Source organism: Microbulbifer donghaiensis (genome assembly GCF_900129095.1).
Classification (GTDB): domain Bacteria; phylum Pseudomonadota; class Gammaproteobacteria; order Pseudomonadales; family Cellvibrionaceae; genus Microbulbifer; species Microbulbifer donghaiensis.
In genome coordinates this window covers 1,427,034-1,440,603 of record NZ_FQVA01000001.1, presented here as the reverse complement: position 1 = coordinate 1,440,603, position 13,570 = coordinate 1,427,034, and the positions used below count along the sequence as shown (strand labels likewise).

The 13,570-nt window shown below is 61.1% G+C and carries 11 protein-coding genes; 7 read left to right on the top strand and 4 right to left on the bottom strand.

The annotated features are described in order from the left end of the window. Positions 1–18 precede the first annotated feature (18 nt). Together BUC36_RS06090 and BUC36_RS06085 are read left to right on the top strand one after the other, a co-directional pair. Positions 19–336 (top strand): DUF4212 domain-containing protein, encoded by a 318-nt coding sequence (locus BUC36_RS06090; RefSeq protein WP_073272741.1) that lies wholly within the window; start codon positions 19–21, stop codon positions 334–336. Positions 337–345: 9 nt separating this feature from the next. Continuing rightward, on the top strand, positions 346–2,052 hold the full coding sequence (locus tag BUC36_RS06085) for a sodium:solute symporter family protein (protein ID WP_073272739.1): 1,707 nt from the start codon (positions 346–348) through the stop codon (positions 2,050–2,052). Between the two features lie 106 nt (positions 2,053–2,158). On the opposite strand, the gene BUC36_RS06080 is transcribed toward BUC36_RS06085, so the two are convergent. The 3 genes from BUC36_RS06080 to BUC36_RS06070 form a co-directional block, all read right to left on the bottom strand. Next, complete coding sequence (locus BUC36_RS06080; protein WP_073272737.1) at positions 2,159–2,686, bottom strand: GNAT family N-acetyltransferase; 528 nt, start codon at positions 2,684–2,686, stop codon at positions 2,159–2,161. 149 nt (positions 2,687–2,835) lie between these two features. Continuing rightward, positions 2,836–5,202, bottom strand: coding sequence for an autotransporter outer membrane beta-barrel domain-containing protein (locus BUC36_RS06075; RefSeq protein WP_073272735.1), 2,367 nt, complete (start codon positions 5,200–5,202; stop codon positions 2,836–2,838). A gap of 248 nt (positions 5,203–5,450) precedes the next feature. Next, the gene (locus BUC36_RS06070) at positions 5,451–7,436 is read right to left on the bottom strand and encodes a BCCT family transporter (protein WP_073272732.1); all 1,986 of its coding nucleotides are present in this window, start codon (positions 7,434–7,436) and stop codon (positions 5,451–5,453) included. A gap of 420 nt (positions 7,437–7,856) precedes the next feature. Between BUC36_RS06070 and arfB the strand changes: the two genes are divergently transcribed. The 3 genes from arfB to BUC36_RS06055 all read left to right on the top strand — a co-directional run bounded on the left by arfB (position 7,857) and on the right by BUC36_RS06055 (position 10,034). Further along, positions 7,857–8,273: an alternative ribosome rescue aminoacyl-tRNA hydrolase ArfB gene (gene arfB, locus BUC36_RS06065; protein WP_073272730.1), complete on the top strand. Its 417-nt coding sequence runs from the start codon at positions 7,857–7,859 to the stop codon at positions 8,271–8,273. A gap of 25 nt (positions 8,274–8,298) precedes the next feature. Continuing rightward, positions 8,299–9,357, top strand: a complete 1,059-nt coding sequence (locus BUC36_RS06060) for an Ldh family oxidoreductase (protein ID WP_073272728.1) — start codon at positions 8,299–8,301, stop codon at positions 9,355–9,357. 98 nt (positions 9,358–9,455) lie between these two features. After that, positions 9,456–10,034, top strand: coding sequence for an HD domain-containing protein (locus tag BUC36_RS06055; RefSeq protein WP_073272727.1), 579 nt, complete (start codon positions 9,456–9,458; stop codon positions 10,032–10,034). A gap of 40 nt (positions 10,035–10,074) precedes the next feature. On the opposite strand, the gene BUC36_RS06050 is transcribed toward BUC36_RS06055, so the two are convergent. Further along, positions 10,075–10,683 (bottom strand): DUF2799 domain-containing protein, encoded by a 609-nt coding sequence (locus BUC36_RS06050; RefSeq protein ID WP_073272724.1) that lies wholly within the window; start codon positions 10,681–10,683, stop codon positions 10,075–10,077. 233 nt (positions 10,684–10,916) lie between these two features. Between BUC36_RS06050 and BUC36_RS06045 the strand changes: the two genes are divergently transcribed. Both BUC36_RS06045 and BUC36_RS06040 read left to right on the top strand, forming a co-directional pair. Beyond that, a complete protein-coding gene (locus tag BUC36_RS06045; protein WP_073272722.1) occupies positions 10,917–12,359 on the top strand; it encodes an amidase in 1,443 nt (480 codons plus the stop codon). Further along, positions 12,356–13,555 (top strand): pyridoxal phosphate-dependent aminotransferase, encoded by a 1,200-nt coding sequence (locus BUC36_RS06040; RefSeq protein ID WP_073272720.1) that lies wholly within the window; start codon positions 12,356–12,358, stop codon positions 13,553–13,555. Before BUC36_RS06045 ends, BUC36_RS06040 begins: the two co-directional genes overlap by 4 nt. Positions 13,556–13,570 lie beyond the last annotated feature (15 nt).

The following is a 13,570-nucleotide window of genomic DNA, read 5'->3' as shown; positions in this document are numbered from 1 at the left end:
TTCTTGGGAGATAGAAAGATGAGTTTCGAAAGCGAACAACACGCGGACGATTACTGGAAGGAAAACCTGCGGCTGATGCTGTCGCTGCTGGCGATCTGGTTCGCGGTCTCCTTCGGCTGCGGCATCCTGCTGGTCGACGAGCTCAACGCGATTCGCCTCGGCGGTTTCAAGCTCGGTTTCTGGTTTGCCCAGCAGGGTTCCATTTACGTGTTCCTGGCGCTGATCGTCGTTTACGTGCACAAGATGAACAAGCTTGATCGCAGGTACAACGTGCATGAGGATCATGAAGAACCGGATGAGTTTGAAGAAGCACTCGAAGAAGAGTTCGGTCAATAGGAGCAGATCATGGATATCCAAACCCTTACTTTCCTGATCGTCGGCGCTACCTTTGCGCTGTACATCGGTATCGCGATCTGGTCCCGCGCCGGATCTACCCACGACTTTTACGTCGCCAGCGGCGGCGTCAATCCGGTGGCCAACGGCATGGCCACGGCGGCCGACTGGATGTCGGCGGCCTCGTTCATCTCGATGGCGGGCCTGATCAGCTTTATGGGCTATGACGGCGCCGTCTATCTGATGGGCTGGACCGGCGGCTATGTATTGCTGGCACTGTGCCTGGCGCCCTACCTGCGCAAGTTCGGCAAGTTCACGGTGCCGGCCTTTATCGGCGACCGCTACTATTCGAACACCGCGCGTACCGTGGCGGTGATCTGTGCGGTGTTCGTCTGCTTCACCTATGTTGCGGGGCAGATGCGCGGTGTTGGCGTGGTGTTCTCGCGCTTCCTGGAAGTGGACATCACCACTGGTGTCATCATCGGTATGGCGATCGTGTTCTTCTACGCGGTGCTCGGCGGCATGAAGGGCATCACCTACACCCAGGTCGCCCAGTACTGTGTACTCATCTGCGCCTACCTGGTGCCGGCCATTTTTATTTCCATCATGATGACCGGTCATGTGATCCCGCAGATCGGCTTTGGTGCGGAGCTGAATGACGGATCCGGCACCTATCTGCTGGACAAGCTGGATGGCCTGTCGACGGAGCTCGGCTTTGCCGAGTACACCTCGGGGACCAAGAGCACCATCGATGTCTTCTTTATCACCGCCGCGCTGATGGTCGGCACCGCCGGCCTGCCGCACGTGATCGTGCGCTTCTTTACCGTGCCGAAAGTGCGCGACGCGCGCAAGTCCGCCGGCTGGGCGCTGCTGTTTATCGCATTGCTGTACACCACGGCGCCGGCGATCGCCACCTTCGCCCGGGTGAATATGATCGACACCATCAACGGCCCGCAAGCCGAGGGCACCGCCTACGAGGAGGCGCCGAGTTGGATCAGCAACTGGGAGAGCACCGGCCTGATCTCCTGGGAGGACAAGAACGGCGATGGCAAGATGTTCTACTCCGGCGATGAGCGCAACGAGATGAAGATCGACCGCGACATCATGGTGCTGGCCAACCCGGAAATTGCCGACCTGCCGGCCTGGGTGATCGCGCTGGTGGCGGCCGGTGGCATCGCCGCGGCGCTGTCCACTTCGGCTGGCCTGCTGCTGGTGATTTCGACCTCTATCTCCCACGACCTGCTGAAGCGTAACCTGATGCCCCATATCACTGACAAGCAGGAACTGCGTTATGCGCGGGCGGCTTCGGCGGTGGCCATCTGTATCGCCGGTTACCTGGGCATCAATCCACCGGGCTTTGTCGCACAGGTAGTGGCGTTTGCATTCGGGCTCGCGGCGTCGTCCTTCTTCCCGGCGATTATTCTCGGCATCTTCAGCAAGCGCATGAACAAGGAGGGGGCGATTGCGGGCATGATCTCCGGTATCACCTTTACCGCGCTCTATATCATCTACTTCAAGTTCATCAACCCGGCCGCCAATACACCGGATAACTGGTGGTTCGGTATCTCCCCGGAGGGTATCGGTACCCTCGGTATGATGCTGAACTTTGCCGTGGCGATTGGCGTGGCCCGCTTTACGTCCGACGCGCCGAAAGATGTGCAGGAAATGGTGGCCCATATCCGCTTCCCGAAAGGGGCCGGTGAGGCCAGCGCGCACTGAGTTGTCACTGCTTGCGGGTGGGGCGGGCTAGCCCCGTCCTCACCCGCCACTGAACTGTTTTATTTTCGGCGAGGCTCTTGCTCCCTCAGGCATGGCTCGCCTTTTTTTATTGCTGATTTTCTTGGAACGCTGCGTCCCAGGCCATCAGCAGCAGTTCTTCGCTACTGTTGGGCAAAGTGATGCGCTTTTCCGGCTGCAGCCCGATCTTTTCCAGCAGGCGCACCGAAGGAACATTGTCGGGCAGCGCAATAGCGACGATGCGCTTGAGCCCTATTTCGGCCTGACCATAATGCATCACCGCCTGCGCGGCCTCCAGTGCATAACCCTGGCTGCGATACTGCGGCAAGAAGGCAAAGCCGATATCGACGTCGTCGAGACCGTCGCGCTTCACCAGCCCGCACAGGCCGATGGCCTTACTATCTTTCAGCTCCACCTTGTACATGCCGAAACCGTACTGGCGGTACATCGCCATGGGGCCGTCGACGATATAGCGGCGGGCATCGGCCTCGGTACGGACACCGCGATCGCCGACATTGCGCAGGAAGTCGGGATCGTTCAGTACGGCGAGCATCAGCGGTGCATCTTTTTCAGTAAGTTCGCTGAGAACTAGTCTTGGTGTTTCCAGTTGGAACATGGTGTCTCGTATCGTCCTTCGAATAAGTCGGGACACCATTTTGCATCTCTGTCGATGCCTTGGCGAGAAGCAATGGGGTGGTCGGAAAGGTAGGCGGGGCGAGGCAGAAAATGTTGTGCGCCCCTGAAAGGGGGCGCACTGAGGGTTGCTTAGAAGCGGTAGCTCACACTGATGGAGCCGGTTTCGCTGGTCGGGCGTGCAGCCAGGTTGGCGCTGACGGCAATGCTGTCGGCGGCCTGCCAGCGCAGACCGGCAATGGCACCGGCGCCGTCTTCGAACAGGCCGACACCTTCGCTGGCGTAGCTCGGCATCGCATTCATATTGCCTTCCATGGATTTCACACCCACCTCGACGGAATCGCTGTCGGTGCCGGTGGTGTCTTCGTACCAGATCTGGCCGTAGGCGCTGACGTTCTCCCAGGTCTTGCTGGCGAAGGCACCGATACGCATGGTGGTGTAGCGGCGTTCCTGGTCGCCGAAGTGCATGCCGAACGGATCGCGCTCGATGCCGCTGAGATCGGTGTAGGTGAAGCCGTCGATCGCATCCTCGGTGTAGCCGTCCACATCCACGGTCGCGCGGGTGACATTGGCGAAGGGGCCGAACTGGGTGGCGCCGCTCAGAATGTTCACACCGGCGGTCATGCTCAGGGACAGGTTCTCGCCGGCAGTGGTCGCGTCGAGACTGCTGTTGAAATTGTTGCCGAGGCCGAAGGCGCGGCTGACATTGTCGTAGTCGACATCGGTCAGGGTCGCGCTGGCATCGACAAAGAAAATTTCGTAATGGAAGCGGCCGAACAGGCTGTAGTTGGTGGAGGTGGACTCCACCGCAGCCTGGTCGTTGTCGACATCGATATCGGTGCGGCTGACGGCAAAACCCAGTTCGGTGTTATTGCGCAGGGCGTAGGTGGCGCCGATCAGGTTGCCACTGTTGTCGCCGCTGACGTTGGGTGCGAAGGCGCTGTCGTAATCGGTATTGCCGAACACGGTACCGACAAAAACACCGCTCTGCGCTTCGCGGTAGCGCGCGCCGACCAGGCTTTCATCCAGCGTGTTGGTGTGCGTGCGCGCCGCCTGGACGCCGATATCCGGCAGCTGGCCGGCAACCTGTGCCGCGTTGACCACATTGGTGTAGTAGTCGGCCAGCATCTGCTGGGCCGCCTGGGTCGGGTGCACGGCGTCGTTGAAAATCAGCTTGCTGTCGTCCGGTGCAGTACCGTTGATGCCGTACACCGGGTGCTCGATACACTGGTTGCCGTTGTAGCAGGCAGTGGTCTGGTCGAACTCGGCGGAGAAACCCAGTGCGCCGGCATTGGCCAGGGTCACCTTGAGCACGCCGGCCTGGTCCACCATCAGCACGCCGTCGATGTCTTTGGCGGAAGCGAGCAGGGTGGAATTGAAGGCTTCGCTGGCGGCGCTGGTCTGCATCAGCGTGGCGTCGACGGCCGCCTGCAGCTGTGCATCGGCCTCTTCCTGGGTTATCAGGCCGGCGCTCACGGCGTCGGCCAGTTGCTGCGCCGCGGGGCTGCTGTGCACTGCCTGCATGGTGCTGGCGTAGACGCCCGCGGTCTTGCTGACATCCGGTACGTTGGACAGCAGGATATAGTTGGCGCCGGCATCGGAAAGAGCGCCGGCCGCGTCTGCCAGCATGGTGGCCGCCATGCCGATATTTTCGCCGAACTGCGCCTCGGTGATGCTGCCGGTAACCATCGCCTCGAATCCACCCAGCAGATCGTTGCCGCCGCCGTTGACCCAGTAGAGGGCATTCGGGTCGGCTTTGCCGCCAGTGGTTTCCAGATAGCCGAGGCCGGTCGGGTGCGGGTTACCGGTAATACCGGAGTCCGCGACGATCTGGCCCGGTGCGGCGTCGATCTGTGCCTGCAGGCCATCGGCCTGGGCGTCGTAGGCGTCCGCGGTGGCAGTGTCGCCGGCGGCTCTGAAGCCGTCCGCCGCCGCGCGCAGCTCGGCAACCACAGCGGGGCCCTGCAGAATCAGGCCCAGCAGATCCAGGTCGGGATAGAGACCGGTGCTGGTTTCGCGGGTCGGGTCCGGCAGCAGCGCGCTGTAAAAACTGTGGTCGGTGACGTCGAGCGTCAGCCCGCGTTCGCTCAGGTAATTGAAGTAGCCGCGGGTGCCGAGAATATTCAGCAGCACATCGCCGGCGCGGTGGCCGCCGACCGCCCAGCCGTTGCCCGAGTTAGCCAGCGCTACCTGTACCTGAGCCTGCGCCGACGCCAGCAGTTCCGCTTCACTCAGACTCGGGTCCACGCTGGGCAGGCACAGCTGCATGCCGCCGCAGGACGGCGTTACCGGGCCGAGCCCCAGCTGCTGGGACATCAGGCTGATGGCCGCCTGGCGGTCTTCGCCACCACTGGTAAACACGCCGGCATTGCCGACGTCGGTCAGGCTGTCACCGAAGGCAACTACCTGGGAAAAAGCGGATTCGTTGGCAAATGCAGCGGAGCTGCTGAGGGATGCGAGTGCGATAGCGGCCGCGAGGCTGCGCTTGACGTTCGGCATGGTCTTCTCCTAATCGCGGATACACCGCGCGCCGCCGACAGCTTCGGGAGAGTTCCAAAGGTAGATAGGGGCGCGCGTCATTATTGTTGTTATTCCTGCACCTCAAGGAATCCGTTCAATACTAGCGGAATTGACTCAGGCAATGAAAGGAGTCATTGACGCTAAGGCTGGCTGGTTGGTCACATTCTGCCGCGACCTGTTCCGCCCTTGCAGGCGGCAGTGGAAGCAGCGAGTGGAGATCCGGTGCGCTATCGCACCGTATGCAAAAACTGCAGGTGGCGCTCGTATTGGGAGACCATGTCGGTGAGCAGCTGGTCCTTGGTCCAGCCCATCACGTCGTAGTCCTGACCGCCCTCAAAAAGATGGACTTCGGCGCGGAAATAGATATCCGGCGAGCCGACGTCGTGAGCATCGTCCAGCTCCTCGTCAGGATTGGCGGCATCGGGCTTGAGGGTTGCCTTGGGGTGCAGCCCATAGACAAAGCTCACTTCCTCGCCCTGCAGAACCTCGACCTGTACCGACTCGTTCTGGCTCTCGGTGACCTTGGCGGTGTAGCCGTTTTTCTTGAATTCCTCGGCCAGCTCGCGCAATGCCGGTTTGCCGATATCGCGTATGTATTCGCGCACCTCTTCCAGTGACGGCAACTGCAGCGCATTTTTCAGCCGCCGTTGCCATACCACCGGGTTGCGCGCGCTGATTGGTGATACCGGCGCGCTCTGGGTAATGCGTTTCACGGTGTCCGCGCGCAGCGCAGTGACCAGTCCGTAGATGGCTACCAGCAATATGACCGAGAACGGCAGGGCGCTGGCGATCACCGCCGTTTGCAGGGAGCCGAGGCCGCCGGCGAGCAGCAACGCGATGGCGACTGCGCCGATCAGGAAACACCAGAAAATACGCTGCCACAGGGGAGTGTCGTCGCGACCGTGGGACGACAGCATGTTCACGACCAGTGCGCCGGAGTCGGCGGAAGTCACGAAAAACACCACGACCATCACTACTGCGACGAAAGAAAACAGGCTGGAAAACGGAAACTGCTCCAGAAACTGAAACAACGCCACCGACTGATCCTTGGCGACAATGTCGCCGAGTGAGGTCAGCCCCTCGTTGAGGATCATATGGATGGCAGAGTTGCCAAAGAAGGTCATCCACAGCAGGGTAACCAGGGCCGGTACCATCATGGCGCCGACAACGAACTCGCGGATGGTGCGTCCGCGGGAGATGCGCGCAATAAACAGTCCCACAAAAGGTGACCAGGACATCCACCAGCCCCAGTAGAGAATGGTCCAGCCGCCGAGCCAGTCGGTAGGCCGATAGGCGTAGAGATTGAACGTCTTGTTGACGATCACCGACAGGTAGCTGCCAAAGTTCTGCACGAAGGCCTGCAGCAGGTAGACGGTGCTGCCGAGCAACAGCACCATGATCAGCAAAATGGCTGCCAGGGTCATATTCAGCTGCGACAGCCGCTTGATTCCCGTATCCAGGCCCAACACCACAGAAATGGTGGCGAGCAAGGTGGTGACGACGATCAGCGCCACCTGAATCGTGTGGCTCACCGGCAGACCGAATAAATGGTTGAGCCCGGAGTTGATCTGCAATACGCCGTAACCCAGGGTGGTGGCTACTCCGCATACGGTGCCGACAATGGCAAAGATATCCACCGCGTGGCCTATGGGGCCGTGGATGCGCTCGCCGATCATCGGGTAGAGCGCCGAACGCAGGGTGAGTGGTAGTTTGTGCCGGTAACTGAAATAGCCGAGGATCAGGGCCACAATGGCGTAGATTGCCCAGGCGTGAAAACCCCAGTGGAAAAACGTCAGCACCATCGCCTCGCGCGCCGCGGCCACGGTTCCGGTTTCGCCCACCGGCGGTTGCAGATAATGCATCACCGGCTCGGCCACGCCGAAGAACAGCAGGCCGATACCCATGCCGGCGGAGAACAGCATGGCAAACCAGGACCAGAAATCGTACTCGGGCTCGGCGTGTTCCGGGCCGAGCTTCACTTCACCGAATTTGGAGATGCCGATCACCAGCACGCTGATCAGGATGATCGCCACCACCAGCACGTAATACCAGCTCATGTTGGTGACGATGTCCGCCTGCAGCTCCTTGAACTGGGCGGTAGCCGTCTCTGGAAAAATAACGGCGTAGGCTACCAGCAGCAATAGTACCGCCGTCGAGATATAGAACACCGGTGGGTCGAAATGGGCCTTGCCGCGGGGGCTCTGCTCGGACATCGCGCGGGTACCGCCTGGAAATACTGTGGTAATGGGTTAAATTTTGCGCCTGTGGGGCCTGTTAACACTAATTTCGATGGCCGCGACGGAGGCCGTTTTCCCGCAAGACAAGGCGCAGTGAGCGCAGTGTGGTCATTCCACATAAGCGAACTACAACGCCGTATTGCGGGAAAACGGCCCCGTCCCTTCGGGTTGCGCCCCCAATGGGGCCATGCCGCGTTGCTCGTCGCTCATTTAGCCTGCTAAACCACGCCCCGGCCGCTCCATGAATTCGCGGCGCCTTCGGCCCTCGCGCCTTGCCTGGCCCCTTTGGGGACGGCCTGTAAGGGCGGCAACGCGGCTATCGAAATTAGTGTTAACAGGCCCTAGCATAGACAATAGGTGCTGCTATCAAGATGTTGAATAAGCCATCAGTCTTATATGTTGAAAATTACTAGAAATCTGGCGATTCCACTGGATGAAGTGGAGATGCAGGCGGTGCGCGCCCAGGGCGCCGGTGGGCAGAACGTCAATAAGGTGTCCAGCGCCATTCACCTGCGTTTCGATATTGCCGCGTCCTCACTGCCGGAGGAGATCAAGGCGCGACTGCTGCAACTGAGAGATCAGCGTATCAGTACTGACGGCGTGATCGTGATCAAGGCGCAGCGCTTTCGCACCCAGGAAAAAAACCGGGCGGACGCACTGGAGCGACTGAAATTGCTGATTGAAAAGGCAAATGTAAAGCCCAAGCAGCGCATTCCGACCAAGCCCAGCAAGGGGGCGAAGGAGCGGCGGCTGCAGCACAAGACCCGGCGCGGGCAGGTGAAAGCAATGCGTGGAAAAGTCTCAGATCACTAACGGTTTTTTAAGGAACGGAGTCAATATGTCGAAACGCTATGACGTGCGCGAAATACAGCAGTTCGCCAGCGAAATGTTCCAGCGCGCCGGTCTCGCCGCGGTGCGGGCCGATGTGATGGCAAAAGTTTTCTTGCAGGCCGATCTGCTCGGCTTTACCACCCATGGCCTGAACCGTGTGGCGAGTAACCTGGAATGGCTGCTGAACGGCCAGTCCCGCAGGGACGGCGAACCCTTCGTGCTCGCCGATCGGGGTAACTGTTTCAATTGGGATGCGGACTTTCTGCCGGGCCCCTGGGTACTGACGCGGGCGATAGACCATGCGCTGGAGCGTGTACCGGAGCACGGTGTGGTGACCGCCACGATTCGCCGCAGCCAGCATATCGCCTGCCTGGCTGCCTATCTGCCGCCGATTGTCGAAGCCGGCTATGTGGCGATCCTGACCTGTTCGACGCCGGCGGAAAATACCGTGTCGCCTCAGGGCAGCCGCGACCCATTGTTCTCCGCCAATCCGCTGGCCTTTGCCGCCCCTGCCGGTGACTACCCGCTGCTGTTCGATATCAGTATGTCGGTTACCGCCGGCGGCTACGTGGCGCGCGCCCAGCGCGAGGGCGGGAAGATGCCGCAGCCGTGCCTGAAAGACAGTGAGGGCAATATTTCCGATGATCCCGCCGCGTTCAAGAATGGCGGCAGCATACTGCCGGTTGGCGGTGCCGATCACGGCTACAAGGGCGCGGCGCTGTCGGCGATGCTGGAAGTGTTATCGATGGCGCTCGGCGGCTATGGGCGCGCAGATGCGGCGGCGAAGGGTGACGACGAGGCCAACTCGGTGTTCCTACAGATCATTGATCCACAGGCGTTTGGTCCCCGCGCCGACTTCCTGCGGCAGGCGGTGGCCCTGTGCGACCTGTGGGAAAACAGCCGCGGCGACGGCGACTCTCCGGTGCGGGTGCCGGGCCAGCGTGCCTGGGCCATGCGGGAAAAGCAGCTGCGTGAGGGCGTGGAGCTGTACCCGTCGATTATGCAAGACCTCGAGCCCTGGTCGGAAAAACTCGGCGTCGCGATGCCGCAGCCACTGAACTCGTAGGCGCCTGCTTGCAGGCGAATCAGGAGGCGGCCACGAGCTCCGGAGCCCTTCGCCCGCAAGCAGGCTCCTACAGGGTAACCAATAGAGAAACGGGAACGATGAAAGAAATTGAGCAGCTGCTGGAATTTGTCGTTGAAGTCGAGAAGTTGAAGGCAGTGTTGCGCAAGACCCGCCCGGTCGGGCTGGAGCGCCGGGAAAACTCCGCCGAGCACAGCTGGCATGTGTGTCTGACGGCATTGATGTTCAGGGAATACGCCAACGAGCCGGTGGATATCGACCGCGTGATCAGGATGCTGCTGATTCACGACCTGGGCGAGATAGATGCCGGCGACAAAATAATTTATGCGAGTGAAACCGCAGAACAGAAAGCGGCCGAGGCCGCCGGCGTACAGCGGGTGCTGGCCTTGTTGCCGAATGGCCGGGGTGAAGAGCTGTTTGCTCTGTGGCAGGAGTTCGAGGCCGGCGAGACTGCGGAATCCCGCTATGCCCGCGCCATCGATCGCGTGCCACCGCTGCTGCACAATCTGCGCGGTGGGGGCCACGCGTGGAAGGAAAACAACATCCCGAAAGAAAAAGTCTTCGCCCTCAACAGCCGCATCGGCGACGGCAGTCGCGAGCTCTGGCAGGTGATCGAGGAAAAGCTGCAGGGCGCAGTGGCCAGCGGCCTGCTCGAGTAATCATTACCCACAGCGGCGCCCGGCAGCTCGACTTTAAACGTTACTGGTAGGGCGCGCGCGCCTGTACTTCCTGGTAGTCCGCTTCGCGCATCGCCAGCTCGTGTTCCAGGTCATCGAGTTCCATACCCAGCTCGGTGTGTCGGCCCTTGAGGCGGGCGATATCGGCCAGCAGGGTGATGCGCTCTTCCTTGGTCGACTCATCGCTAATCAGGCGCGCACTCATTTCAGTGATGTCGTCGAGTATGTGTTCGCGTTCTTGCGCGCGGTCGTTGATGGCCTTGGAAACCTGATTCATCGCGCTCCAGACCAGATATACCTCGCGGCCGGCTTCGTAGCCGTGCAGGAAGAGTCCTTCCCGGTCCGCCGGGCAGACACCGTTGTAGCCACCGCCGGCGCGGCCAAGGCGGAAACCGCGGTGTTCGGTGCAGTACAGCTGCAGTCCTTCGTCGCGGCCGGCGCGGTAAGCGGTCGCATCCGGGCGCACGCCGTAATCCGCACAGGCCTCGCGGCGCTTGCCGAGCTGCGCGACCTGCAGGCCAGCGGCGCCGTCCTCATAGCCGATCGCGTGCCAGTCGGCGACCAGGCACTCCTCTTCACTCATAGTGGCGCAGCCGCTGGCGAGCAGTACCAGGGCCGCGAGTAGGATCATTGTCGTTCTTAGTTTCACTGTCAGTTCCCGTCCAAGGGTGTCTCGAGATGGCAAATTATCTCACCGAGGCTGACTGCAGCCTGAAGGAATCACCAGATGTGAGACCTGTGTCGCAAAATTCATGGGCGGTGATCGGGGCGGGTGAGTCTACGCGAATCCGGGCCAACTGGTAATGGATACGCGCCACCTCGTACTAGGATGGGGGGATAAGTCGAGAAGAAGAGGGTTCGCCAATGGGTGATTTTATCCACATGACGGCGGTGGAGTTGCTGCAAGGGTATAAGGACAAGGCATTCTCCCCGGTCGAGGTCACCGAAGCACTGCTGCGCCAGATAGAGCGCTGCAATCCCGCGGTCAATGCCTATTGCCTGGTGGACGGCGAAACCAGCCTCGCCTGGGCGCGTGAATCGGAGCAACGCTACCGGCGCAATGAAACGCAGGGGCTGCTGGACGGTGTGCCCGTGGCGATCAAGGACGTATTCCTGACGCCGATGTGGCCCACGGTCAAGGGCTCCAAGACGATCGATCCGGAATCCACCCTGGGCAAGCAGGCGCCGTGCGTTGCCGCACTCGGCCGCAATGGCTATGTGCCGCTGGGCAAGACCACCACACCGGAATTCGGCTGGAAGGGCGTCACCGACAATCCCATCGATGGCGTCACCCGCAATCCCTGGAATACCGACAGGACCGCCGGCGGATCCAGCGGTGGCAGCGCTGCCGCGGTGCCGCTGGGTATGGGGCCGCTGGCCCTCGGTACCGATGCGGGCGGCTCCATCCGTATCCCCGCCGGCTTCTGCGGATTGGTCGGCCTCAAGCCGAGTTTCGGCGAAGTGCCGCACTGGCCGCCGAGCCCTTTCGGCACGCTCGCCCACGCCGGACCCATGACCTGGACGGTGGCCGACTGCGCGTTGATGATGAATGTGCTGACGGAAGCTGACCACCGCGATACCCAGGCAATCCCGCGCCGCAACACCGATTATTTTGGCGCGGTTCAGGGCGAGCCGCAGGAGCTACTGAAGGGACTCCGCATCGCGTTCAGTTCGGCGCTCGGTTACGTGCAGCTGGATCGCGAGGTGGAGTCGGCGGTGAACGCGGCAGCCAAGACACTGCAGGAACTGGGGGCCGAGGTCACCGAGGTGGATCCGGGCTTCGACGATCCGCTGGCGGCTTTCGGCCACCTGTTTTACGGCGGTGCCGCCAATGCGTTGCGCAGCCTCGGCAAACGCCAGCGCGCCCTGATGGACCAGCAGCTGGTCGCGGTGGCCGATAAGGCAGCGCAGCTGTCGATGCTCGACTATCTGGCGGCGGTCAATGAACGCACGGCACTGTGTGAGCGCATGGCGAATTTCCACCAGAAATACGACCTGTTGCTGACGCCGACACTGCCGGTTACCGCGTTCAAGGCCGGGCGCGAAGTACCCGATGACTGGCCGAGCACCCGCTGGCCTTCGTGGACGCCGTTCACTTACCCGTTCAACCTTACCGGCCAGCCGGCGCTGTCGGTGCCCTGCGGCTTCTCCGCCGCTGGCCTGCCGATCGGCTTGCAGCTGGTTGGGCGGCGCTTTGAGGACGCGACTGTGCTGCGCGCGGGACAGGCATATCAGCTGGCGGCGCCGCTGACCGACCGGCGCCCGGAACTCTTCAGTGCCGACGCCGCAGCCGGGGAGGAGGTGTGAGCCGGCTCGACTTCGATTTCTACGAGTCCGAGGATCCGGTCTGGAACCCGGCACTGCTGACGATCCCGGTACCGGGTATTCGCAAGATGGTCAATCTGGCGGCGACCATGGACGACGTGATCCACCTGTCCATCGGCCAGCCGGATGCGCCGGCGCCGCCCCATGTCATCCAGGCTACGGTGGATGCGCTGGAGGCCGGGCAGACCGGCTATACCATGGATGCCGGTCTGCCGGAACTGCTCGACGCGCTGGCGGAGTACAACGGCGAGCGCTATGGCCGGCAAATTTCCCCGGAAAATATTCTCGTCACTACCGGTGCGACCGAGGCAATTTACCTGGCGCTTACCGCGGTGTCTGCGCCGGGACGTGAATTTATTGTGCCGGATCCCTCTTTTATGCTGTACGCGCCGCTGATCCGCATGAATGGCGGCGAAGTGAAATATATTCCCACTCGCGCGGAAAACAACCACCAGCTGGATCCACAGGACGTCATCGACGCGATCGACAAGAACACCCACGCGATAGTGCTGAATTCTCCCAGTAATCCCACCGGTACTGTCTACCCCCGGGAGACGATCGAAACGATCGTGCAAGAAGCCGCCTACCGCGGACTCTATGTGATCAGCGACGAAGTGTACGATCACCTCGTCTATGACAACCGCGAATACGCCAGTGTGCTCTCCTGCTGTTCCGACCTCGATCACGTAATGGTGATCAGCAGTTTTTCCAAGACTTTCAGCATGGCCGGCATGCGCATCGGTTGGATGATCGCCAGCCAGGGCGCGATCAAGAAACTGCGCCGCTACCATATGTTCACTACCACTGTCGCCAATACACCCTGCCAGTGGGCCGGCGTTGCCGCATTGCGCGGCGATCGCAGCTTTGTCGATGACATCATTGAGACATACCGAAAACGGCGGGACCGTTTGGTGCAGCTGGTGGAACAGACGCCGTATATGGAAGGCTATATGCCGGAGGGCGCCTTCTATCTGTTTCCGTCGCTGCCGGAAGGCGTCAATGGCAACAACGTCGCGCTGCGCCTGTTGCGGGAGACCGGCGTCTGTACCATCGCCGGTGATACATTTGGTGAAACCTGCCGCAACGCCTTGCGAATCAGCTATGCCACTTCCATCGATAATATCGAAAAGGCATTTGAGCGGATTATTCCGTGGATGGAGAAGCAGGACTTTGACTGAGCTAAGCTGAAGTGC

Bases quoted from the DNA above. Each gene is read 5' to 3' on its own strand.
- BUC36_RS06090 (WP_073272741.1), top strand. From the start codon at position 19: ATGAGTTTCGAAAGCGAACAACACGCGGACGATTACTGGAAGGAAAAC.
- BUC36_RS06085 (WP_073272739.1), top strand. From the start codon at position 346: ATGGATATCCAAACCCTTACTTTCCTGATCGTCGGCGCTACCTTTGCG.
- BUC36_RS06080 (WP_073272737.1), bottom strand. From the start codon at position 2,686: ATGTTCCAACTGGAAACACCAAGACTAGTTCTCAGCGAACTTACTGAA.
- BUC36_RS06075 (WP_073272735.1), bottom strand. From the start codon at position 5,202: ATGCCGAACGTCAAGCGCAGCCTCGCGGCCGCTATCGCACTCGCATCC.
- BUC36_RS06070 (WP_073272732.1), bottom strand. From the start codon at position 7,436: ATGTCCGAGCAGAGCCCCCGCGGCAAGGCCCATTTCGACCCACCGGTG.
- arfB (WP_073272730.1), top strand. From the start codon at position 7,857: ATGTTGAAAATTACTAGAAATCTGGCGATTCCACTGGATGAAGTGGAG.
- BUC36_RS06060 (WP_073272728.1), top strand. From the start codon at position 8,299: ATGTCGAAACGCTATGACGTGCGCGAAATACAGCAGTTCGCCAGCGAA.
- BUC36_RS06055 (WP_073272727.1), top strand. From the start codon at position 9,456: ATGAAAGAAATTGAGCAGCTGCTGGAATTTGTCGTTGAAGTCGAGAAG.
- BUC36_RS06050 (WP_073272724.1), bottom strand. From the start codon at position 10,683: ATGATCCTACTCGCGGCCCTGGTACTGCTCGCCAGCGGCTGCGCCACT.
- BUC36_RS06045 (WP_073272722.1), top strand. From the start codon at position 10,917: ATGGGTGATTTTATCCACATGACGGCGGTGGAGTTGCTGCAAGGGTAT.